This window comes from Burkholderia sp. BCC0044, assembly GCF_902832955.1.
In the GTDB taxonomy this organism is placed as follows: domain Bacteria; phylum Pseudomonadota; class Gammaproteobacteria; order Burkholderiales; family Burkholderiaceae; genus Burkholderia.
The window spans coordinates 162,341-184,012 of the sequence record NZ_CADFDO010000002.1; the positions used below are offsets into that span (position 1 = coordinate 162,341).

Below are 21,672 nucleotides of genomic sequence, written 5' to 3' on the forward strand. Positions count from 1 at the left end.
GAGACGCAGATGAGTCAAGTCATTTCCGTTCGCCGCCCGGCCGCCGACGCGTCGGTCGGCCAGGCGCTGAAGAATGCGGTGGCCGCCGCGATCCTGACGGCGATCCTCACGATTCCGGTGCTCGGGCTGCAACTGAAGCTCGACGGCTATCAGGTCGTGCTGACGCCGCACTGGCGCCCGGTGTGGATCGCGGTCGCGGCCGTGTTCCTGTTCCAGTTGTTCAAGCCGTGGCTCGTGCGCGCGAAATCGGCGGTGAAGCTGCCGGCGATGCCCGCGATGGGCGCGCAGCAGCAGCGCGTGATCATCTGGGTGCTGCTCGCGGTCGGCCTCGTATGGCCGTTCTTCGGCTCGCGCGGCGCGGTGGACGTCGCGACGCTCGCGCTGATCTACGTGATCCTCGGCCTCGGGCTGAACATCGTGGTCGGCTTCGCGGGGCTGCTGGATCTCGGCTATGTCGGGTTCTACGCGGTCGGCGGCTATACGTACGCGATGCTGAACCAGTATTTCGGGCTGTCGTTCTGGGAATGCCTGCCGATCGCGGCGATCGCGGCGGCGACGTTCGGCTTCCTGCTCGGCTTCCCGGTGCTGCGTCTGCGCGGCGACTATCTCGCGATCGTCACGCTCGGCTTCGGCGAGATCATCCGGCTGCTCGCGAACAACCTGACGAGCCTCACCGGCGGCCCGGACGGCATCTCGAGCATTCCGAAGCCGACGGTGTTCGGCTTCGAGATGGCGCGCTCGGCGAGCGTCGAAGGCGCGAAGACCTTCCATGAACTGATCGGGCTGGAATACAGCGGCGAGCACATGGTGATCTTCCTGTACCTGATCGCATTGGTGCTGGTCGGCTTCACGCTGTTCGTGACGAGCCGCCTGATCCGCATGCCGATGGGCCGCGCATGGGAAGCGCTGCGCGACGACGAGATCGCATGCCGTTCGCTGGGTCTCAACCCGACGCGCATCAAGCTGTCGGCGTTCACGCTCGGCGCGGCGTTCGCGGGGATCGGCGGCGCGTTCTTCGCGGCGCGTCAGGGCCTCGTCAATCCTGAATCGTTCACCTTCATCGAATCGGCGCTGATCCTCGCGATCGTCGTGCTCGGCGGGATGGGTTCGCAGCTCGGCGTGATTCTCGCGGCGATCCTGCTGACCGTGCTGCCGGAAGTCGCGCGCGGGTTCGCCGAGTACCGGATGCTGATCTTCGGTCTGGTGATGGTGTTGATGATGATGTGGCGTCCGCAGGGCCTGCTGCCCGCGAGCCGTCCCCACGTGGAGTTGCCGCAATGAGCGCGAATGCAGAACTGTTGAAGGTCGCCGGGCTGCAGATGCGCTTCGGCGGGTTGCTCGCGGTGGACGGCATCGATTTCGACGTGCGCCGCGACGAGGTGTTCGCGATCATCGGGCCGAACGGCGCGGGCAAGACCACGGTGTTCAACTGCGTCGGCGGCTTCTACAAGCCGACCGGCGGCGACGTCGTGCTCGACGGTCATGCGATTGCGGGCCTGCCGAGCCACCAGATCGCGTTGAAGGGTCTGGTGCGCACGTTCCAGAACATCCGCCTGTTCAAGTCGCTGACGGTCGTCGAGAACCTGCTCGTCGCGCAGCATCGCAAGGTGAAGGCCGGGCTGCTGCACGGCCTGTTCGCGACGCCCGCGTATCGTCACGCGGAGAAGGAAGCGCTCGAACGCGCGGCCGTGTGGCTCGACCGGATGGGGCTGACGTCGGTCGCCAACCGGCCGGCGGGCACGCTGTCGTACGGGCACCAGCGGCGTCTGGAGATCGCGCGCTGCATGATCACCGAGCCGCGCCTCTTGATGCTCGACGAGCCGGCGGCCGGCCTCAACCCGCAGGAAAAGATCGAACTGCAGCACCTGATCGACAAGCTGCGCCGTGAATTCGGCGTATCGGTGCTGCTGATCGAACACGACATGAGCCTCGTGATGGGCGTGTCCGACCGCATCCTCGTGATGGAGCACGGCCGGCCGATCGTGATCGGCACGCCGGAAGCGGTCCGCAACGACCCGCGCGTGATCAAGGCGTATCTGGGGGAAGAGTGATGCTGAAGCTGGAACAGGTCCATACGCACTACGGCGCGGTCGAGGCGCTCGCGGGCGTGTCGATCGAGGTGAACAAGGGCGAGATCGTCACGCTGATCGGCAGCAACGGCGCCGGCAAGACGACGCTGATGATGACGGTATGCGGCACGCCGCGCGCATCGTCGGGCCGCGTGCTGTTCGAGGGCAACGACATCACCGGGATGTCGACGCACCAGATCATGCGGCAGGGGATGGCGATCTCGCCGGAAGGGCGGCGCGTGTTCCCGAGCCTGACGGTGCTCGAGAACCTGAAGATGGGCGGCTTCTTCGCGAGCCGTCATGAAATCGACGACGGCATCGAGCACGTGTTCAAGCTGTTTCCGCGCCTGAAGGAACGCGCGGCGCAGCGGGCCGGCACGATGTCGGGCGGCGAGCAGCAGATGCTCGCGATCGGCCGTGCGCTGATGAGCAAACCGCGTTTGCTGCTGCTCGACGAACCGACGCTCGGCCTCGCACCGCTCGTGATCGCGCAGATCTTCGACATCATCCGGACGATCCGCGACGAGGGCGTCACGGTGTTCCTCGTCGAGCAGAACGCGAACAAGGCGCTCGGCGTGGCCGATCGCGGCTACGTGCTCGAGACGGGGCGCGTGGTGCTGGCCGACACGGGCGCGAACCTGCTCGCGAACGACCGGATCAAGCAGGCGTATCTCGGCGGTTGATCGACGGGAAGCCGCCGGCCTGCAACGGGCCGGCGGCGGTTTGCCTCGCGGTTTGTGTCCGCACGCAAGGCCGGTTCCCGGCCTTGTTGTCCTTATCCGATCCTGAACGTGCTTTTCAGTAGGTCGCGCAGATGCCGCGCGGCGCGATTGCTGTCGTCCGTCAGCACCGTGATCAGGTGCGGCGGCAGGTCGGGCAGCACGATGCCGGAGACATGGCTCGTCAGGTTGCCCGACACGCGATCGTGCTCGATCAGGCCGACCGCGAGCCCGTTCGCGATACACGCTTCCACCGCCGGCGAACTGGCGCTTTCGAGCAGCATCCGGTGCGCGATCTTGGCTTTCTTCAGCGCACTCAGCGCGGTGTCGCGGTACGGGCAGCCCTGCAGTTGCACCGCGATCGGCAGCGGCGCATCGGGATTGAATTTGAAGGTGCGCGCGGCGACCCACACCGGATGTGTCTTGCTGAGCAGCTCGGCGTGCGGCAGCGCTTTCGGCACCACGGCGATCGTGATGTCGAGCTGGCCGCGCGCGAACAGCAGTTGCAACTCGTCGCTGGAGCGCGCTTCGACCGTCAGTTCGAGCAGCGGCCGGTCGGCGGCGAAGCGCGGCAGGAATTCCGCCATGAAGTGTGCCGCGTAGGAGTCGGGGATGCCGAGCCGCAACTTGCCGGTCAGCATCTGCGGCGACAGCGATTCGACGAGCCGGTCGTGGCTCAGCAGAAATTCGGTGGTGTCGTTCAGCAGCTTGTGGCCGAACTGCGTGAGTTCGACCGCCTGGTTGTTTCGCGTAAACAGGCGCTGCGCGACGATCTCTTCCAGCTTCTGAATCTGCGCGGTGACCGACGACGGGCTGCGGTTCACATGAACGGCAGCATCCTTGAAGCGGCCGAGCTTCGCGACGGCGTGGAAGGTACGCAGCAGGTCGACGTCCAGGGTGCGTGGCATGGTTTGGTTTTTCCGAATCAGCGATTCAGATAATGTCGATTGACGGAATTATTGGGCATCCATATCCTCGGGTCAACGGCTCGAACCGATTCGCCCGGATGATCTGCGCGACCAGCGCCTGCCTCCGGCCACTTACCGAGAACCGTCGCTCCATGCAGCTATTCCTGCTTCAACTCGTTTTCGTCTTGTCGTGGAGTTCCGGGTTCATCGGCGCCAAGCTCGGCGCGGAGACGGCCGGCGCGTTCAACCTGCTGTTCTGGCGGTTCCTGTTTGCCACGCTGTGCCTCGCGATCGTCCTCAATCGGCAGCTCGGGCGCCTGACGCTCGAAAAAATCCGCTATCACGCGGTGATCGGCTTCCTGTCGCAGTTTCTCTATCTGGCCTGCGTGTACGTCGCGATTCAGCGTGGTCTGCCGCCGGGCATCGCCGCGATCGTCGCGGCGATGCAGCCGCTCATCACGGCGGCGATGACGTCGTTCGGAGGCGGCGAGCGCAGCGGGGCGCGCCAGTGGGCCGGGCTCGTCGTCGGGTTCGTCGGCGTGGGCATCGTGATCGGCGGGCAATACGCGCTGCCGGCCGGGTCGGTCGGGATCGTCATGTACCTGCTGCCACTGGTGTCCGCGTTCGGGCTGTCGATCGCGACGATCTATCAGCGCCGCCGCACGCTGACGGCCGCGCGCAGTGACGAGGACGGGCTGTTCCTGCCGCTCTTCGTGCAGGGTTGCGTAAGCCTCGTGCTGTTCGCGGCGTGCGGAATTGTCACCGGCGACCTGCACGTGCCGACGCAGCCGAACGTGTGGGTGTCGGTCGTGTGGCTGACGGTGTTCTCGACCTTCATCGCTTACCTGTCGTTGTGGGCGCTGCTCAAGCGCATGCCGGCGACGCGCGTGGCGACGCTCGTCTATCTCGAACCGCCGGTGACGCTGATGTGGGCCGCGTGGATGTTCGGCGACCGGATCGAGGTGACGACCTACGTCGGCATCGTCGTCGTCGCGATCGGCGTCGCGCTGGCCGGCAAGCACGGCGCGCGGCCCGCGCGGCCGCGCTGCGCGGACATGGAGGCGGCCGGCCGCTGACGCAGTGGTTGCGCGCGCGATTCCGGTGTAGCTTCGCGAGACAATCCGACTCGTGAAGGAACCCGATGAAAGTCAAACGCCAACGTCGACACACGTTCGGTCGACGACGCAAAGCGCTTCTATCAGCACATCTTCGGTCTCGACCTGATCGACAAGCTGCGCCGCGAGTTCGGCGTATCGGTGCTGCTGATCGAACACGACATGAGCCTCGTGATGGGCGTGTCGGTTACATTCAACTTGCCGATCCGGGCCGACAAGCGCATTCGGCAGGGCGATATCTTGTAGCCAGGCTTTGCCTGCAAACGGCTTTCACACGATGTCGAGCCGGCCGGGACATCCCCAGACAGCGACGCGCACGCATGGCCGATGCGGTCGTAAGCCCGTCCAGGTCGCGGATGCGACCGGGGCTCGCGACCCGTCCTACGACGTCGCGGGGCTTCTGTCCGATTTACGCGCGCCGACGGCGCAATAGACTTCCAATCGAGCGAAATGATCGTACGGGTCCGGACACGAAGCCGGCCGACCCACCTCGCTCGCGTCAGGGCTTCGGCATGTCGTTCGACGGTCGCACGCTGCCGGCACCGTCGACGTCGAGCCGCTCTTGGGGGAGCGGCCCGCCCGTATCGGCAGACGAGCGGGTACTCGCCTGAAGCGAGTGCGCTGCCCGATTGCTTCCGCACGAAATCGTTCTGCTCCGATGTTCGACACGTGTCGCGCCGGCTCGCCGGCCGACCGTCGGCGCGTTGTGACCGGATGCCGTCGCATCGCGCTACATCGGACCGATACCTATCGAGGGGGTCATCATGACCAGGTCATTTCGTATCGTCAGCGCCGGGATGGTCGCATTCGCGTGCGGCATTGCCGGCTTCCAGGTTCAGGTTTGCGCGGCGACGCTTGTCGGCTACACCGCACCGTGGCGTATCGCGCACGCGCGATCGCGGCCGGCCGCGACTGCCGCACCGGCGGCCGTGACGGTCAGGCCGGCAAGCGACGGCAGCGACCAGACCGATGCATTGCAGGCGGCACTCAACGCACTGCAGCCCGGCCAAACGCTGATACTCGCGCCGGGACGCTATAGCGTGAGCCGGTCGTTGTCGGTGGCGGGGTCGAACGTCGTGGTATCGGGCTACGGCGCGACGCTCGTCGCGACCAATCCGGCCGACCAGACGATCGTGATGCGCGGCACCGGCTCGACGCTGGCGGGCGTCACGCTGATGGGCACCGGCACGACGCGGCTCACCACGCCCGAGTCGACCAAGGTCGAGGTCACGGGCACGGACGTGCAGGTGCTCGGCGTGACGATCCACGGCGGCGCCAGCGCCGGGATCTTCGTGTTCGGCGGCAGCAACGTCGCGGTCGTCGGCAATACCGTGCGCGACACGCTGGCCGACGGCATCCACACGACCTACGGTTCGACCGACGTGCTGGTGCAGAACAATACGGTGACGGGCACCGGCGACGACCTGATCGCGGTGGTCAGCTATCTCGGCGACGGACGTCTCAGCAGCAACGTGTTGATCGACCACAACGCCGTATCGGGGAATTACTGGGGGCGCGGCATCTCCGTGGTCGGCGGGCAGGCCGTGACGATCTCGAACAATACGGTCGACGGCGTGCAGAAGGCGGCCGGCATTCTCGTCGCGCAGGAGGATAGTTGGAAGACTTACGGCGCGTCGAACGTCGTGATCGACAACAACGTCGTGACCAACATCCAGAACGCGAACGTGAACAACGGGCTGCCGCCGACGCAGCAGGGCGCGATCGAACTGGATACGTGGTCGGGCTCGGTGTCGACCGTCAAGGTGCTGCGCAACCGCGTATCGGGATCGGCCTACGCGGGGTTCCGGGCACTCGGCAACGTATGCGCGTTCCAGGTCTCCGACAACGCGTTCGCGTCGATCGTCGGCGCACCGGTGTCGCTGTTGTCGCGCGGTTGCACGGCCGGTCAGATCGTCGTCAACGGCAACACGATGGACGGCGTCGCGCTGGTGCCGCCGGTCGGCGCATCGTCGTCGGGCACGATCGCGGTTGCCGGCGCGGTGACGGCCGCGATGCCGCGCGTGCGAACCTCGCTGATGCAGTCGTCGGGCGGGGCGGCGTCGGTAACCGGCGCGGCGCGATGACATGGGTTGTACGCCGAGGGTGTGGCGCCGCCGGCTTAGCCGGCGCGCGCCGCGTGCGGGCCGGCCGGTTCGTATCGTCGTATCGTCGTGCAGCCGGCCGCGCACGCGTTGCATCCGGTGCGACGACGCGGGTCAGAGCAGCCCCAGGCGTTGGCCCGTCGCCGCCGCCTGGGTGCGATTGCGCACGTGCAGCGCCTTGAAGATGGCGGTGATGTGCGCCTTCACGGTTTTCTCCGACAGGCCGAGCCGGTCCGCGATGAGCTTGTTCGGCACGCCTTCGGCGATCAGGCGCAGCACCTCGAGCTGGCGCAGCGTCAGACGCGGCGCGTCGGGTTCGTGCACGGGCACGGGGTCGCGATGGGGCGACTGTGTGTCGAGCAGCAGCGGCGGCACGTACCGTTCGCCGTTCATGACCATCTTGATCGCCGACAGCAGCGTGTGCGCGGTGGCGGACTTGGGGATGTAGCCGAGCGCGCCATGCGTGAATGCGGCGCGCACGTCCCGCGGGTCCTCGGACGAAGACAGCACGATGATCGGCAGCTCGGGCCGGATCCGCGTGATCGCGGCGATCGCCGCGAAGCCGTCCATGCCGTTCATTTTGAGGTCGAGGACGATGACGTCGAGGTCGGTGTGCAGTTCGAGCAGCCGCATCGCGTCGTCGGCATTGCTTGCCTGAATGTCGACCATGCCGCCGTTATCCTGGCGCAGCAACGTGGCGACGCCGTCGCGCAGAACCGGATGATCATCGACAATGAGTATTTTCATGTAAATAAAAATAAAGTCGGGAGCGGATCTCTTCTGCTCTTGGAGAACCCGGCTTTTGGGAAAGTCTTAATACTTTGGTCGTATTCGACTTTGTTTTGCCATGGCCTAACGTCGGATTTACATCAGGAAATGCAAGGTCGACACTGGGCTGCCGCGGTTTTCAGTGCGCCAGGACACACAATGAGCGCGACGAAGACCGCGACTGCAGGAGCCTGGGTGCGTGACGCGAGCCGAGAATTTCGGGGCGCGATGGAGCCTGGGTGCTGACTATACGATAAAAAGAACCGAACGTGCCAATACGGGGCGCACTGTTCATTGCGATTGATTGCCTTCCGGAATTCGGGCAATTGACGTTGAATCAGCCGATTCGCACCGTGAAACAACGCATGTTCAATGGTACGAATTGGCGAGACGTCTCCATCGGCCTGATTCAGGATCAATCAAGGTGCAATATGGGAACTATCAATGAAGAGGATTCAATTCGGGATCTGAATTTATCTTATCTGTGGCTGGCGCAGCGATTGCTGCAGACGGATCGGGCGATCGGCATGTTTCGTCTCGGCGCCACGCCGGAAGTCGCCGGCGCGCTCGAAAGCCTGACGATGCGATCGATGATGACCCTGGCATCGTCGGGGCAGTTGCTCTGCGTGCTGCGCCTGAACCGTTGCGGGACGATCGCGGCGCTCGCGCGGCCCGACCCGCCGCGCGAAGTTGCGCCGCTTCACGCCGCGATGGCGTTCTCCAGCCTCGGGGCGTTCGACCAGGACGGGCCGTGAGCGGCAGCCCGCGCGGCGCGAGCCTTGCCGACGATGCGAAGCACATCCAGGATGCCGTGACGCTGATCCGGCTCGGCGCGCGCCCGCAGATGCTCGAGATCGAACTGGCGCTGCCGCACGAGCGGCTGGTTCGCCTGTATCGCGAGGTGCGCGGCGTGCCGCCGCCGAAGGGGCTGCTGCCGTTCTCCAGCGACTGGTACATGACGTGGATCGCCAACGTTCATGCGTCGCTGTTCCACAACATCTACCGCTTCCTGCGGAGCAACGCGGGCTGTTCCCGGCTCGACGCGCTCGTGAAGGCCTACGCGTTGTATGCGACGCGATGCGATGCAGTATGCCGCGAGCCGCTGCTCGACCTCACGCGCGCGTGGATGCTGATCCGCTTTTTCGACGGTGGCGTGCTGGCGACGGCACGTTGTGTCCGATGCGACGCCGCATTCGTGATCCATCGTCACGACACGCGTCCCAATCGCGTGTGCGTCGCCTGCCGGCCGCCGGCGCGTGCCGGCAAGGGGGCGCGCCGCGCGAAGCCGGCATCGGATGCCGGCGGCGCGAGCGCACCCGATCCGCTGGCGCCGGCCGTGGCATCCGGGCGCACGCGGTGCCGCTAGATTGCGATGCCGGGCGCTTCCGCGTCGGCTGTCGAGCGCCGCCGCGCACCGGCGGCGACGAGGTTGCCGACGGCCGCCCGCAGCTTGCCGTTCGGCAACGGCCGGTGCAGCAGAAGCAGCCCGTGCGCATGCGACGCGGCCAGTTGTTCGTCGGTCGTATCGCCGCTGATCAGCAGCGCCGGCAGCGCCGGATCGACTTCCTCGCGCAGCCGCTCGATCACGGCGATGCCGTTTTCGCCGCGCGGCGGCAGGTAATCGCAGATCAGCAGGTCGGGCCGATGAGCGCAGGCCGTCAGCCGCTCCAGTGCATCTTTGCCCGAGCGCGCCGCGATCGTTTCGTAGCCCCACGTCGCAAGCAGTTCGGACAATCCGGTGCGGGTCGCGCGATTGCCGTCGATCACCACCACGAGCCCCGTCGAGGCCGGTACGGCGTAGTGGCTGGCGGGCGGCATGTCGAGCGGGTCCGGCCGGCGCGTGGCGAGCGCGACTGCGATTTCGAAACACGATCCGCGTCCGGGCTCCGAGTGCACGCTCAGCCGGCAATCGAGCAGCGCGGCGAGCCGCCGCACGATCGCGAGCCCGAGGCCGAACCCTTTTTCATGGTCGCGCTCGGCGTTGCCGATCTGGTAGTACTCGTGGAACACGAGCTTCTGCAGATGATCGGGAATGCCGCAGCCGGTGTCCCAGACCTGCACCGCGAGGTGCGTGCCGCGGCGCCGGCAGCCGACGACGACCTTGCCGCGATCGGTATAGCGCACCGCGTTCGACACGAGATTGCGCACGATGCGTTCGATCAGCACCGGATCCGAGTGAACCACCGCGCGGCACGGGATGCGCGTCAGCGCGATGCCCTTGGTCCGCGCATCGAGCAGGCAGTCGTTGCAGACGTATTCGAGCACGGTATCGATCGCGAACGGCCGGCAGCGCGCTTCGACGCTGCCGGCGTCGAGCCGCGACAGGTCGAGCAGCGCGGCGAACAGACGGCCGAGCGCATCCGACGAGCGCTCGATGCGCTCGACGAGCCGCTGCCCTTCCGGCGGCAGCGGGATGCCGTGCAGTGCGCCGATCAGCAGATTCAGCGCATGCGCGGACTGGCGGAGATCGTGACTGGCCGCCGCGAGGAATTGCGATTTCGCGAGATTGGCTTCATCGGCGAGCTTCCGCTGGCACCGGAGATCGATGGCGAGCCGCTCGATCCGTTCATTCTGCATTTGCAGATCGTCCGCGGTGCGTTCCGCACTGAAACGCAGCCGGATGTTTTGCGTTGCGGCGCGGTTCGCCTGCCGCCCGAGATAGCCGACCACGCAGGCGATCAGCAGCATCATCGGCGCGGTGGCCTGCTGGATCGCATTCGGCGAAACGAGCGCGGCGCCGATGGTCGGGAGGGTGGCCGGCAGCAGAAAGGCGATGAACGCCGGGAAGTACGTACTGAGCCCCGGGATCGCGCCGGCCACCATGCTGAAGGTCGCGAGGATCACGAGGCTCGCGATCCCGAAGTCGGCGCCCGTCGCGAGATGAATCGATGCCCATCCCCAGCCCATGCCGGCGGCCGTGCTGAAGGCCAGCAGCCAGCGGGCCCAGCGTTGCCAGTGATCGACGGACGTCGGCGACCGGCGGTAAAGGCGCGACAGGAAAAACTGGCCCGCCGAACACGCCGCGATGTAGATCATCCACGCAGGGCCGGACACGGGGGCCGGCTGGCCGAGCGCGTCGATCGAGAGGGTCGCGGAAACGGCAAGCAGCGTCCCGCCGATCACGTAGGGCGTGACGGCGTCGTAGACGATCCTGACCTGCTCGGAGGCTATCTGGTCCTGCGACTGCATGTGCGCTCACTGAGATCACGGCGGACTGCTGCGGGGAGTATCGGCGTGCCCGGCACAGGCGCGTATTCCCGTAGCACAAGCATAGTCGCTGCGAGCACGGAGACGCCGTATTTTTTTCTGAAGCCGGAAAAATATACGGACTGCGAATTGATCGGCAACCGCGGTGTTCAATGTGTTCGTATCGGGTTGCATTGTGTTTCGGTGGTGTTCAATCCGTTACACGGATCCCGGCGGGCGGCGCGGACCGGTCGACGGGCTCGCGCATCGCTGACCGGCGGCGACGAACCGCGCACGCCGGCGTTCACGCATGCAACGCCAGCCCCTTCACCGCCTTGTCGACGGCCTTCTTCGGCCCGTGCAACGCCAGGCCGACCAGATCGGGATTGTCCGCATCCTCGGCGCGAAACGCCGCGCGGTTGGCCGCATCGTGCCCGGTCGAAAACATCGCGCGCACGTAGGGCACGATCGTCAGTTCGCGCGACAGCGCCTGCCGGTGCGCGGCCTGCAATCCGTTCAAGTCGGCCGCGAACACCAGCATCGGCTGGCCGAGCATCCGGCCGTAGCGGCGGCCGGCCGCATCCTCGTAAGGCTCGCCGAGTGCGTCGGGCGCGCCGGCCGCGACGCCCGTCGCGAGAAATGCGACGACATTGAGTTTCTGCCACGCGGCGAGATCGTCGCGCACGATCAGCGCTACTTTGGTATCGAACATGCTTGCTCCTGGTTGGAGCGCCCATGATCGGACGTCGTGCGCGATCAGTCTGGAACGTTTGTGCAGAGTTGTCGGTACGCGGCCGGCGTGATCCGGTACGCACGGCGGAACCAGCGGCCGAGGTGGCTCTGGTCGGCGAAGCCGACGTCCGCCGCCGCCTGCGCGGGCGTGCGGCCGGCGGCCAGCAGCTTGCGCGCGGCGCGCAGCCGCAAGCGCACGAGGTATGCGTGCGGCGACGTGCCGAACGCGCGCTGGAACATCCGCGTCAGCCGGAACCGGTCGATGCCGGCGACGCTCGCGAGTTCGTCGAGGCCGATGTTGCCGTCCATGTGCTCGTGCAGCAGGTCGCGCACGCGTGCGATCGCGGGCGGCACGACGCTGCTTTCCAGCGTGAGCGGGCCGCCTAGCTGGCTGCCGAGCCGCGTCAGCAGACGATCGAGCGTCTGGTCGCGCGCGAGCCGGCCTTCGTCGTCGTGGATCGCGAAGAAGGCGTTCCGGATCGCGTCGACGAGGCTGCGATCGTCGACGAGCGTATGGCCGAACGTGGCTTCGACGCCGCCGAGGCCCGGCAGGTCGAGCCGGCGCGCGGCGCGCTCGACCCATGCTTGCGGCAGGTACAGCATCCCGTACGTGAAGCCGCCGGCTTCGGGCGCGTGGCCGTCGTGCATCGCGCCCGGCTCGATCAGGATCGCGCGGCCCGGCACGCTCGTATGCAGCGAGCGGTGACACTGGAAGCGCTGCACGCCCTGTTCGGTGAAGCCGACGAGCATGTCGTCGTGATCGTGCGCATCGTACGCATGGCCGTTGAAATGCGCGTGCAGGCTTTCGATGCCGGTTTCCGCATCGCGGCGCGCGACGAGCCAGTGGTCGGTCGTGCCGACGACCTTGGCGCCTGTCGTCATCGGGTGCCTCGTATGTCGTCGTCGCGTGACGGAACGGGGTGGCTGGTGGCGGCACGGGGAAGGCGAGTGCGATTCATGATTCGCTCACCGTCGCCTGTTCGTCGCGCGCATATTGAGCGGGCGGTCGGCCGACATGCCGCGCGAACGCGACGCTGAAGGTGCTCGCCGAGCTGTAACCGACGCGTGCCGCGATTTCCGCGATGCGGCCTTCGTTGCGGCGGAGCAGATCCTTCGCGAGCGCCATGCGCCACGTGAGCAGGTATTCCATCGGCGCGACGCCGACCGCGCGGCTGAAGCGCTCGAAGAACGTCGAGCGCGACAGCGCGGCTTCCTTCGCGAGTTCGACGATCGTCCACGGGTGCGCGGGGCGTTCGTGCATCCGGCGCAGCGCTGCCGCGAGCCGGCTGTCGGCCAGCCCGCGCACGAGGCCGGGCGATGCGTGCGTGCCGGTCGTGAATCGCATCGCCTCGATCAGCAGCACTTCCAGCAGGCGCGCCAGCACGATCTCGCGGGCAGGCCGCTGCGCGCGCGATTCGTCGCGCACCAGTTGCACGAGCGTCGTCAGCCGCGGCTCGCCGCGCACGTGCACGAAGCGGGGCAGCAGCGACACGAGCAGCGCCGCGTCGGGCGAACCGAAGCTGCAGTTGCCGGCCATCATGCGCGTGTCGACCGGGTTCGCGGGGTCGCCGATCCGGTATTCGCCGTGCTCGAGCATGACCGGCGGCGCGGTGTCGACGCCCGGCGGCGGCGGTTCGAGGCTCGACATCGCGACGCCGTAAGCCGCCGGAATCAGCATGAAATCGCCGGCCAGCAGCTCGATCGGCGCGTGCCCGTCGATCGCGATCCGGCAGCCGCCGTCGAGGACCGCGCAATAGAACGGCTCGCCGGCGACCGTGCGATTGATCGCCCACGGGCTCGCGCCGCGCACGTACTTCGCGTATCGCGCGCCGGGTTGCAGCAGCGTCACGACTTCGGTCAACGGGTCGATCATTGCCGGACTCTCGCAAAAGAAAAGCGGATTGTCGATTGTAGCGAATACGGCTCCCGCCATCTATCGTACGAACACATGCTCAACACACCCGAGGAGTTCGCATGAAGACCGTACTGATCACCGGCTGTTCTTCCGGCTTCGGCCTCGAAATCGCGCGGTATTTTCTGGCGCGTGACTGGCAGGTCGTCGCGACGATGCGCAAGTCGACCGACGACGTGCTGCCGCCGTCGGCGCGTTTGCGCGTGCTGCCGCTCGACGTGACGGACGCGGACAGCATCCGCGCCGCGATCGACGCCGCCGGCCCGATCGACGTGCTCGTCAACAACGCGGGCTTCGGCGCGGCCGCGCCGGCCGAACTCACGCCGCTCGACACGGTGCGCGCGCTGTTCGACACCAACACGATCGGCACGATCGCGGTGACGCAGGCCGTGCTGCCGCAGTTTCGCGCGCGCGGCGCCGGCGTGGTCGTGAACGTCACGTCGAGCGTCACGCTGAAGGCGCTGCCGCTGGTCAGCGCGTATCGCGCGAGCAAGGCGGCGGTGAATGCCTATACCGAATCGATGGCGGCCGAGCTCGAACCGTTCGGCGTGCGCGCGCATCTCGTGCTGCCGGGCCGCGCGCCCGACACGCGTTTCGCGGACAACGCACGGGGCAACATGCACGGCTTCGAGCACGAAGCGTATGCGGACTTCGTCGGCAAGGCCGTCGCGCGGATGCTCGATGCGTCGGGGCCGATCACGCACGCGCAGGACGTCGCCGAAGCCGTGTGGCGCGCGGCGACCGATCCGTCGAGCCCGATGCGCATTCCGGCTGGCGCCGATGCGCAAGCGTGGGCGGCGGAAGCGGGTTGAACGAGAGGGAATCCGTCGCGCCGGCTGGTTGAACCGGTGCGACGGACCGAGTGGCGCGGTGAAGCGCGTTAAAGCGCGCGGCTAATCGCCTGCTCCAGCAGCGACAGGCCGAGGTCGATCTCTTCGTCGCTGACGGTCAGCGGCGGCGCGATCCGGAACACGCCGCCCATGCCAGGCAATTGCACGATGTTCATACTGAGCCCGAGATTCATGCACTCGCGCGTGATCTTCGCGCCGAGGCCGTCCGCCGGCTCCTTGGTGCGGCGATCCTTGACGATCTCGACGCCGAGCAGCAGCCCGCGCCCGCGGACGTCGCCGATGCAGTCGAAGCGCTCCATCAGGTCGAGCAGCCCGCGCCGCAGGCGGTCGCCCATCGTGGTCGCGCGCGCGACGAGGCCGTCGCGCTGCACGACGTCGAGCACGCGCAGGCCGACCGCCGCGGGCAGCGGGTCGGACACGTGCGTCGTGTAGAACAGGTAGCCGAGCTCGTGCGCACGTTCCTCGATGGCCGCGGACGTGACCATCGCCGCGAGCGGCAGCCCCGCGCCGAGCGTCTTCGACAGCGTCAGGATGTCGGGCGTCACGCCGTCGCGCTGGCACGCGAACATCGTGCCGGTGCGGCCGACGCCCGTTTGCGCCTCGTCAAGGATCAGCAGCATCCCGCGCGCCTCGCACTTGCGCTTGAGCGCGGCCATATAGCCTTCCGGCAGCTCGATGATCCCGCCCGAACTGAGGATCGGCTCCGCGATGAACGCGGCGAGGTTGCCGCTCGACTGGCGGTCGATCAGGTCGAACGCGTAGTCGAGTTCGGCGAGCGGGTCGTACGCGCCGTTGCGCTCGAAGCGCGGCCGGTACGCGAACGGCGCCGGAATCGCGAACGAGCCGACCGACGCCGGGCCGACGCCTTTGCGGCCCGCGCTGTACGTGGCCGACGCGGCGGCGCCCGTCATCCCGTGCCAAGACTGCGCGAAGCCGACGATCTCGTACTTGCCGGTGACGAGCTTCGCCATCCGGATCGCCGCCTCGTTCGACTCCGCGCCGGTGCTGAGCAGCAGCGCGCGGTCGAGCCCGGCGGGCGTGATGTCGGCGAGGCGCGTCGCGAGATCGACGACCGGCCGCGACAGCATCCCGCTGAACAGGTGATCGAGCTTGCCCGCGTATTCGCCGATGACGGACACGATCTCCGGATGACTGTGGCCGAGCACCGCGCTCATCTGGCCCGATGTGAAATCGAGGATCGCGCGGCCGTCGGCGTCGTAGACGAAGCTGCCTTTCGCGCGCTCGACGATCATCGGCTCGAACGTGCCGCCGTAGCGGACCAGGTGCTGCCTGGCGTTGCGCCAGAAGGTTGCGTCGTCGTTCAGGGACATCGGGCGTCTCCGGAGCAAAGGGCAGGGATCGCTTGCAGTCTAGGCGCGCGTCTGGTTTGATGGAAACGAATAGTTCTAATGCAAGCTAGAAAGGAGGCTAATACCTTGGCGCTTTCGCTCGAAATCGACCTGCTGCGCTCGTTCGTCGCGATCGCCGAGGTGCGCGCGCTGAGCCGTGCGGCCGCGCGCGTCGGCCGCACGCAATCCGCGCTCAGCCAGCAGATGAAGCGGCTCGAAGCGGCCGTCGACCAGCCGCTGTTCCAGCGTACCGGCCGCGGTGTGGTGCTCACGCATCCGGGCGAGCGGCTGCTCGTGCATGCGCAGCGCATCCTGAGGCTGCACGACGAGGCGATGGCCGACCTGTGCGGCACGGGGCTGTCGGGGACGATCCGGTTCGGCTGCCCGGACGATTACGCGGAAGTGTGGCTGCCGTCGCTGCTGCGGCAGTTTTCGAGCCAGCATCCGCAGGCGATCGTCGAAGTCGTCTGCGGGCCGACGCCGCGGCTCGTCGAACACCTGGAGAAGCGCGCGGTCGATCTGGCGATGATTTCCGTGCCGGACGACGGCGCGACCGACGACATCATTCGCCGCGAGCAACTGGTCTGGATCGGTTATCCGGGGCTCGAACCCGCGCATTTCGATCCGCTGCCGCTCGCGCTGTCCGACCGCGATACGCTCGATCACCTCGCGGCCTGCGACGCGTTGCATCGCGCCGGCCGCGACTATCGCGTCGCGTATGCGAGCAGCAGCCTCGCCGGGCTGATCGCGCTGGTGCGCTCGGGGCAGGCGTTCGCGGTGATGACGCAGACGGCCGTGCCGGCCGATCTCGCGATCGTCAACGGCGATCCGCACCTGCCGCCGTTGCCGGCTGTGGGCATTACGCTGCGGTTCGACCGGAAGCGGCCGTCGCACCTGACGGCTGCATTCGCCGACCATATCCGGCAGACGCTGCCGTTGCTTTGATGGTCGATGCGAATCAGTCGACCATCGACGACGCCGACACCTGTGTGCGGCCACGCCTGCCGGCGATCCGCGTCCGCATCGCGCACGCGGATCGCCGCCTGCATGCCCGACAGTTTCAGTTCGGTTTCCTGATATTCGTTGACCGGCTCGGACTCGGCGACGATGCCGCAGCCCGCGAACAGCGTCGAGCGCGCGATCGTCGTCGGGCGTCGCATCAACCGCGGCTCAACCGCCGCGCAGCCACCAACGCAACGGCAAGCAGCACCGCGACATACGCGGCGACGCCCGCCCACGCGCCGCGTTGCCAGAACGCGCCGCCGACCGAGCCGAGCACGCTCGACCCGACGTAGTAGGCCAGCAGATACAGCGAAGCCGCATGCCCCTTCGCGGCGCCCGCGAGTGCGCCGACCCAGCCGCTCGCGACCGAGTGCGCGACGAAGAAGCCGATCGTCACGAGCACGATGCCGACGACGATCGCGACGAGCGAGTGCGACAGCGTCAGCGCGAGGCCCGCCGCGAACACGACGATGCCGCTGACGAGGACCGGCGCCCGCCCGAGCCGATCGGCGAGTGCGCCGGCGCTCGATGACGACACCATCCCGAACAGGTACGCGCCGAAGATCAGCCCGCATGCGGTCGGGCTCAGGTTGAACGGCGCCGCCATGAGCCGGAACCCGGCGTAGTTGTAGATCGTCACGAACGCGCCCATCACGAGGAAGCCGAGCGCGAACACGAACGGCAGGCGCGCGTGGCGCAGTTGCGCATGCCACAGCCGCAGGTGGTGACGCAGCGTCAGGTCGGTGCGCTTCACGAAGCGTCGCGAGGCCGGCAGCAGCATCACGAACGCGAGCGCCACGAGCAGGTCGACGACGCCGATCGACAGCATCGCCGTGCGCCACGAGAAGTGCTCCTCGAGCGCGCTCATCCCGATCCGGCCGATCATGCCGCCGAACGCGGTTCCGCCGACATAGAGCCCCATCGAGAAGCCGAGCCCGTCGGCGGCGATTTCTTCCGCGAGATAGGCCATCGCCACCGCCGGTACGCCGCCCAGCGCGAAGCCTTCGAGCGCACGCCAGAGCAGCAGCAGGTGCCAGTTCGGCGACAGCGCGGCGAGCAGGTTGAACAGCGCGGCCAGCGTCATCGACGCGAACATCAGCCCGCGTCGCCCGACCCGCTCGGACAGCGCGCCGGCGCACAGGATCGACACCGCGAGCAGCCCGGTCGACAACGACAGCGACAGCGAACTCGACGCCGCGCCGACGTTGAACTCGCGGGCGAACGCGGGGAGCAGCGGCTGCACGCAGTACAGCAGCGAGAAAGTGGAAAAGCCGGCGAGGAACAGTGCGAACGCGATGCGCTTGTACGCGGCCGAGCGCGGCGACACGCCGGCCGGCAGCGCATCGGGCGCGCTGTTCTGCGTGCCGGGGACGGAGGGGGAAATCGAAGCGGAGGACATGGAGGCACTCGATGTGCGACGGAATACACGAATTCTTGCGCACGGTCATGTATATGTCCAATATATGAAATGAACCGCAGCAATATGTTTCAACACTGGCTGACAAGCCAGCCCGACTCACACCGCGAGGTCACGTCACGTATGGAACTCCGGCATCTCCGCTACTTTCTGGCCGTCGCGGCCGCATCGAATTTCACGAAGGCCGCCGACGCGCTCGGCATCGGCCAGCCGCCGTTGAGCCAGCAGATCAAGGCGCTCGAGAACGAACTGGGCGTGGAACTGTTCAAGCGAACCGCGCGCGGCGCCGAGCTGACGCTGGCAGGCGAGGTCTTCGCGGAAGAGGCGCGGCGCGTGCTCGACGATGCCGAGCGCGCGGCACGGGCGGCCAGGCGCGCCGCGCGCGGGGAAACCGGGCATCTGCGGGTCGGCTTCACCGGGACGGCCGCGTTCAATCCGAAAGTGTCGGATCTGATTCGCCGCTTTCGCGAGGCGTTTCCGGATGCAGAGCTGACGTTTCAGGAAGCGACGTCGGGCGTGCTGCTGGAGGCGCTGGAGGCCGGGCGCCTCGACGTCGTGATCGTGCGGCCCGAGCGCCGCGTGGCCGCGACGCTGCGGGTATCCGATTGGGACGAGGAGCCGATGTTCGTCGCGCTGCCCGTCGCGCATCGGCTCGCGCAGCGTCGGCGCATCGATCTGGCGGAACTCGCCGACGAGTCGTTCGTGCAGGTGCCGCGCGCGGCCGGCGCCGCGCTGTTCGACGATATCGTCGCCGCGTGCAAGGCTGCCGGGTTCGAGCCGCGCATGGGGCAACCGGCGCCGCAGATCGCGTCCGCGGTGACGCTGGTGGCGGCCGGCCTCGGCGTGTCGGTCGTGCCGAAGGCGATCACGCAGGTGCAGGTGCCCGGGGTCGTGTACCGGCCGTTCGCGGGCAACCGGTTTCGCGCCAGGCTCGCGATTGCGTCGCGCTGCGACGAGCCGTCCGCGGTGGTGCGGAATTTTCTGCTGCTCGCGTAGCGGACAACAAAAAACCCGCGAAGCCGTGTGCTGTCGCGGGTTTCGGAAATGCTGGAATGCGAGGAAAACGCATCTGGTGCCGACGGCGAGACTCGAACTCGCACAGCTTTCGCCACTACCCCCTCAAGATAGCGTGTCTACCAATTTCACCACGTCGGCACTGCAAGGGGCGCAATTCTAACGTCACCTTTCGCGTTTGTGAAGGGGGTATGACAAGGTCGTGTACTGACATGCAATCGATCCCGGTAGAATTCGTCCGATCGACCCGACGGGTCCCCGCAACCGCCACCCGTTTTCTCCCCGTGACCCACACCCTCGAACAACTGCAGGCCGGACAACTGTCGGGCGCGCGGCAACTCAAGCTCGCGTGCGGATTGACCGAATTTCCGCGCGAGATCTTCGATCTGGCCGACACGCTCGAAGTGCTCGACCTGACCGGCAACGCGCTGTCCGCGCTGCCGGACGACCTGCCGCGGCTGCATCGCCTGCGCATCCTGTTCGCATCGGGCAACCGCTTCACCGCCTTCCCCGACGTGCTCGGCGCGTGCGAACGACTCGACATGATCGGCTTCAAGGCGAACCGGATCCGCACCGTGCCGCGCGGCGCGCTGCCGCGTGCGCTGCGCTGGCTGATCCTGACCGACAACGCAATCGACGAACTGCCGCCCGATATCGGCGACTGTGCGCGGTTGCAGAAGCTCATGCTTGCCGGCAATCAGCTGCGTGCACTACCCGCGGAAATGGCCGCGTGCCGCGCGCTGGAATTGGTGCGCCTGTCGGCGAACCGGCTGGACGCGCTGCCCGACTGGCTGCTGCACCTGCCGCGTCTCGCGTGGCTCGCCGTTGCCGGCAATCCGTTCGGCGCGGCGCCGGAGGCCGCGGCATCCGCCGGGCCGGACGTGACGGAGATCGATTGGGCCGAGCTTTCATGTGAACGGAAACTGGGCGAAGGCGCGTCGGGTGTCATTTATCGCGCGCAGTGGCATGCGGAGCCCCAGTCGCCGCGGACGGTCGCGGTCAAGCTGTTCAAGGGCGCGGTGACGAGCGACGGCCTGCCCGATTGCGAAATGGCCGCGTGCCTGCATGCCGGCCGTCATCCGAACCTGATTCCGGTGATCGGCAAGCTGCGCGGGCATCCGGACGGCACGCACGGCCTCGTGATGGAGCAGGTCGATCCCGCGCTGACGAACCTCGCCGGGCCGCCGAGCTTCGCGTCGTGCACGCGCGATGTCTATGCCGCCGATGCGACATTCGAGCCGGCGCAGGCATTGCGGATCGCGCACGGCATCGCGTCGGTCGCCGGCCATCTGCACGCGCGCGGCATCATGCACGGCGACCTGTATGCGCACAACATCCTGCACGACGGCGCAGGCGGCGCGTTGCTCGGGGATTTCGGCGCGGCGTCGCTGTACGACGTGAACGAGCGCACGCGCGGCGCGAGGTTCGAGCGGCTCGAAGTGCGCGCGTTCGGCTATCTGCTCGGCGAGTTGCTCGAGCGCTGCGAACCGCACGCCGGCGCGCTCGATGCGCTGGCGGCGGCGTGCGTGAACGAGGACGTCGACGCACGGCCGTCGTTCGACGAGATCACGGCCGCGCTGGCCGCTCGCATGGGCTGACGGGTGGCGCGGCTTACGCCTGCCGCGCGGTCAGCAGCTTGATGCCGAGCCCGACGAACAGCAGCCCGCTCGCACGCTTGAGCGCGCGCACCGCACGGCTCATGCCGACGCCGCGATGCAGGCGGCGCACGCCGGCCGAATAGACGCTGTGAACGACCAGGACCGTGCACGCGATCGTCGCGTACATCACGACGAACTGCAGCGCGAGCGGGCGGTCGTGCACGATGAACTGCGGCATGAACGCGGAGAGAAAGATCATCGTCTTCGGATTGCTGCCCGACACGAACAGCGCTTCGCGGAACAGCTTCCGGCGATCGGGCACGGCGATCTCCGCCGCGCCGCTCGATGCGGCGGCCTTGCGGTCGCCGCGCAACTGCCGGATACCCAGGAAGATCAGGTACGCGGCGCCGATCACCTTCATCGCGACGAACAGCGGCGGCATCGCGGCCAGCACCGCGCCGACGCCGAGCGCGACGAGCACCACCACCACGCCCTGCGCGACGAGGTTGCCGGCGATCGTCGCGGCGGTGCCGTGCGCGCCGTAGCGCACCGTGTTGCGGAGCACGAGCAGCACGTTGGGCCCCGGCGACAGCGTCGTGGCGAGATAGGCTGCGGCAAACAGCATCCAGGTCTGAATGGACATGCGGCGCTCCGAGAGGCGGTTCCGGCGGTTGGGATGAAGCGATGATGGCACGCCAATAAGGGCGCGGGCCGCCGCCGGAACCGTGCGGTCGCGACGCGTCAGCGCGCGTCGCGCATGCAGTACGCGGGAATCGACGGCGGCGTATCGATGGCGGCCGGCCGCGTCATCCACGCGATCCATGCGGCCCATAACCCGCAGGCGAGCAGTACCGCGACATTCAGCGGCGTCCGGTAGCGGACGATCAGGTCGGCCAGTGGCAGGCGGTTTTTCAAGTGCGTCTCCTTCGG

The 21,672-nt window shown here is 67.5% G+C and carries 22 protein-coding genes, 1 tRNA gene and 3 pseudogenes; 14 read left to right on the forward strand and 12 right to left on the reverse strand.

The genetic code is table 11. The features are described from left to right. Window positions 1-9: 9 nt before the first annotated feature. The 3 genes from HWX14_RS09350 to HWX14_RS09360 are packed head-to-tail and all read left to right on the forward strand — an operon-like array spanning window position 10 to window position 2,752. Complete coding sequence (locus HWX14_RS09350) at window positions 10-1,281, forward strand: high-affinity branched-chain amino acid ABC transporter permease LivM (RefSeq protein WP_175882472.1); 1,272 nt, start codon at window positions 10-12, stop codon at window positions 1,279-1,281. Beyond that, on the forward strand, window positions 1,278-2,051 hold the full coding sequence (gene livG, locus HWX14_RS09355; protein ID WP_069617390.1) for a high-affinity branched-chain amino acid ABC transporter ATP-binding protein LivG: 774 nt from the start codon (window positions 1,278-1,280) through the stop codon (window positions 2,049-2,051). The genes HWX14_RS09350 and livG (HWX14_RS09355) overlap by 4 nt, the downstream gene beginning before the upstream one ends. Continuing rightward, window positions 2,051-2,752 (forward strand): ABC transporter ATP-binding protein, encoded by a 702-nt coding sequence (locus HWX14_RS09360; RefSeq protein ID WP_069260530.1) that lies wholly within the window; start codon window positions 2,051-2,053, stop codon window positions 2,750-2,752. The genes livG (HWX14_RS09355) and HWX14_RS09360 overlap by 1 nt, the downstream gene beginning before the upstream one ends. Before the next feature lie 92 nt (window positions 2,753-2,844). Here the strand turns inward: HWX14_RS09360 and HWX14_RS09365 are convergent, their stop codons facing one another. After that, window positions 2,845-3,696 carry a LysR substrate-binding domain-containing protein gene (locus HWX14_RS09365; RefSeq protein ID WP_175882473.1) on the reverse strand — a complete coding sequence of 284 codons (852 nt, stop codon included), beginning with the start codon at window positions 3,694-3,696 and terminating at the stop codon, window positions 2,845-2,847. A gap of 152 nt (window positions 3,697-3,848) precedes the next feature. Here HWX14_RS09365 and HWX14_RS09370 point away from each other — a divergent pair, with 152 nt between their 5' ends. The 4 genes and pseudogenes from HWX14_RS09370 to HWX14_RS09375 all read left to right on the forward strand — a co-directional run bounded on the left by HWX14_RS09370 (window position 3,849) and on the right by HWX14_RS09375 (window position 6,895). Then, the gene (locus tag HWX14_RS09370) at window positions 3,849-4,772 is read left to right on the forward strand and encodes a DMT family transporter (protein ID WP_175882474.1); all 924 of its coding nucleotides are present in this window, start codon (window positions 3,849-3,851) and stop codon (window positions 4,770-4,772) included. Between the two features lie 65 nt (window positions 4,773-4,837). After that, window positions 4,838-4,916, forward strand: a pseudogene (locus HWX14_RS36395) (glyoxalase); the annotation flags it as partial. Then, window positions 4,917-4,997, forward strand: a pseudogene (livG, locus tag HWX14_RS36400) (high-affinity branched-chain amino acid ABC transporter ATP-binding protein LivG); the annotation flags it as partial. A gap of 578 nt (window positions 4,998-5,575) precedes the next feature. Next, entirely contained in the window at window positions 5,576-6,895 is a 1,320-nt protein-coding gene (locus tag HWX14_RS09375; RefSeq protein WP_175882475.1) for a right-handed parallel beta-helix repeat-containing protein, read from the forward strand. Window positions 6,896-7,027: 132 nt separating this feature from the next. Here the strand turns inward: HWX14_RS09375 and HWX14_RS09380 are convergent, their stop codons facing one another. Continuing rightward, window positions 7,028-7,606, reverse strand: coding sequence for a response regulator transcription factor (locus HWX14_RS09380; RefSeq protein WP_244130242.1), 579 nt, complete (start codon window positions 7,604-7,606; stop codon window positions 7,028-7,030). Between HWX14_RS09380 and HWX14_RS36405 the strand changes: the two genes are divergently transcribed. The 3 genes from HWX14_RS36405 to flhC all read left to right on the forward strand — a co-directional run bounded on the left by HWX14_RS36405 (window position 7,526) and on the right by flhC (window position 9,047). Next, on the forward strand, window positions 7,526-7,927 hold the full coding sequence (locus HWX14_RS36405) for a hypothetical protein (RefSeq protein ID WP_244130256.1): 402 nt from the start codon (window positions 7,526-7,528) through the stop codon (window positions 7,925-7,927). The genes HWX14_RS09380 and HWX14_RS36405 overlap by 81 nt on opposite strands. 80 nt (window positions 7,928-8,007) lie before the next feature. After that, a complete protein-coding gene (locus HWX14_RS09385; RefSeq protein WP_244130187.1) occupies window positions 8,008-8,436 on the forward strand; it encodes a flagellar transcriptional regulator FlhD in 429 nt (142 codons plus the stop codon). Continuing rightward, the gene (gene flhC, locus HWX14_RS09390; protein ID WP_175882477.1) at window positions 8,433-9,047 is read left to right on the forward strand and encodes a flagellar transcriptional regulator FlhC; all 615 of its coding nucleotides are present in this window, start codon (window positions 8,433-8,435) and stop codon (window positions 9,045-9,047) included. Before HWX14_RS09385 ends, flhC begins: the two co-directional genes overlap by 4 nt. On the opposite strand, the gene HWX14_RS09395 is transcribed toward flhC, so the two are convergent. From HWX14_RS09395 to HWX14_RS09410, 4 genes are all read right to left on the reverse strand, one after another. After that, window positions 9,044-10,870 (reverse strand): hybrid sensor histidine kinase/response regulator, encoded by a 1,827-nt coding sequence (locus tag HWX14_RS09395; RefSeq protein WP_175882478.1) that lies wholly within the window; start codon window positions 10,868-10,870, stop codon window positions 9,044-9,046. The two genes, flhC and HWX14_RS09395, sit on opposite strands and share 4 nt — an antisense overlap. A 301-nt stretch (window positions 10,871-11,171) precedes the next feature. Continuing rightward, entirely contained in the window at window positions 11,172-11,579 is a 408-nt protein-coding gene (locus tag HWX14_RS09400; protein ID WP_175882479.1) for a DUF2000 domain-containing protein, read from the reverse strand. A 44-nt stretch (window positions 11,580-11,623) separates the two neighbouring features. Continuing rightward, window positions 11,624-12,481, reverse strand: coding sequence for an AraC family transcriptional regulator (locus HWX14_RS09405; RefSeq protein ID WP_175882480.1), 858 nt, complete (start codon window positions 12,479-12,481; stop codon window positions 11,624-11,626). 73 nt (window positions 12,482-12,554) lie between these two features. Further along, window positions 12,555-13,532, reverse strand: a complete 978-nt coding sequence (locus tag HWX14_RS09410) for an AraC family transcriptional regulator (RefSeq protein ID WP_175882481.1) — start codon at window positions 13,530-13,532, stop codon at window positions 12,555-12,557. Window positions 13,533-13,573: 41 nt separating this feature from the next. On the opposite strand from HWX14_RS09410, the gene HWX14_RS09415 reads away from it, so the two are divergent. After that, window positions 13,574-14,323, forward strand: a complete 750-nt coding sequence (locus tag HWX14_RS09415) for an SDR family oxidoreductase (RefSeq protein ID WP_175882482.1) — start codon at window positions 13,574-13,576, stop codon at window positions 14,321-14,323. A gap of 68 nt (window positions 14,324-14,391) precedes the next feature. Here HWX14_RS09415 and HWX14_RS09420 read toward each other — a convergent pair whose 3' ends face one another. After that, the gene (locus tag HWX14_RS09420) at window positions 14,392-15,693 is read right to left on the reverse strand and encodes an aspartate aminotransferase family protein (RefSeq protein WP_175882483.1); all 1,302 of its coding nucleotides are present in this window, start codon (window positions 15,691-15,693) and stop codon (window positions 14,392-14,394) included. A 78-nt stretch (window positions 15,694-15,771) separates the two neighbouring features. On the opposite strand from HWX14_RS09420, the gene HWX14_RS09425 reads away from it, so the two are divergent. Beyond that, window positions 15,772-16,656, forward strand: a complete 885-nt coding sequence (locus tag HWX14_RS09425; protein WP_175882484.1) for a LysR family transcriptional regulator — start codon at window positions 15,772-15,774, stop codon at window positions 16,654-16,656. 13 nt (window positions 16,657-16,669) lie between these two features. Here HWX14_RS09425 and HWX14_RS36725 read toward each other — a convergent pair. Together HWX14_RS36725 and HWX14_RS09430 are read right to left on the reverse strand one after the other, a co-directional pair. Continuing rightward, a pseudogene (locus HWX14_RS36725) lies at window positions 16,670-16,838 on the reverse strand (salicylate biosynthesis isochorismate synthase); the annotation flags it as partial. Between the two features lie 32 nt (window positions 16,839-16,870). Further along, window positions 16,871-18,112: an MFS transporter gene (locus HWX14_RS09430; protein WP_175882485.1), complete on the reverse strand. Its 1,242-nt coding sequence runs from the start codon at window positions 18,110-18,112 to the stop codon at window positions 16,871-16,873. Between the two features lie 141 nt (window positions 18,113-18,253). On the opposite strand from HWX14_RS09430, the gene HWX14_RS09435 reads away from it, so the two are divergent. After that, a complete protein-coding gene (locus HWX14_RS09435; RefSeq protein ID WP_175882486.1) occupies window positions 18,254-19,126 on the forward strand; it encodes a LysR family transcriptional regulator in 873 nt (290 codons plus the stop codon). Window positions 19,127-19,200: 74 nt separating this feature from the next. Here HWX14_RS09435 and HWX14_RS09440 read toward each other — a convergent pair. Beyond that, window positions 19,201-19,285 (reverse strand) — tRNA-Leu (locus HWX14_RS09440). 143 nt (window positions 19,286-19,428) lie between these two features. Here HWX14_RS09440 and HWX14_RS09445 point away from each other — a divergent pair. Beyond that, window positions 19,429-20,742, forward strand: coding sequence for a leucine-rich repeat-containing protein kinase family protein (locus tag HWX14_RS09445; RefSeq protein WP_175882487.1), 1,314 nt, complete (start codon window positions 19,429-19,431; stop codon window positions 20,740-20,742). A gap of 13 nt (window positions 20,743-20,755) precedes the next feature. Here HWX14_RS09445 and HWX14_RS09450 read toward each other — a convergent pair whose 3' ends face one another. After that, window positions 20,756-21,385, reverse strand: a complete 630-nt coding sequence (locus tag HWX14_RS09450) for a LysE family translocator (protein WP_175882488.1) — start codon at window positions 21,383-21,385, stop codon at window positions 20,756-20,758. Window positions 21,386-21,483: 98 nt separating this feature from the next. After that, window positions 21,484-21,657, reverse strand: coding sequence for a hypothetical protein (locus HWX14_RS09455; RefSeq protein WP_175882489.1), 174 nt, complete (start codon window positions 21,655-21,657; stop codon window positions 21,484-21,486). Window positions 21,658-21,672: the final 15 nt, after the last annotated feature.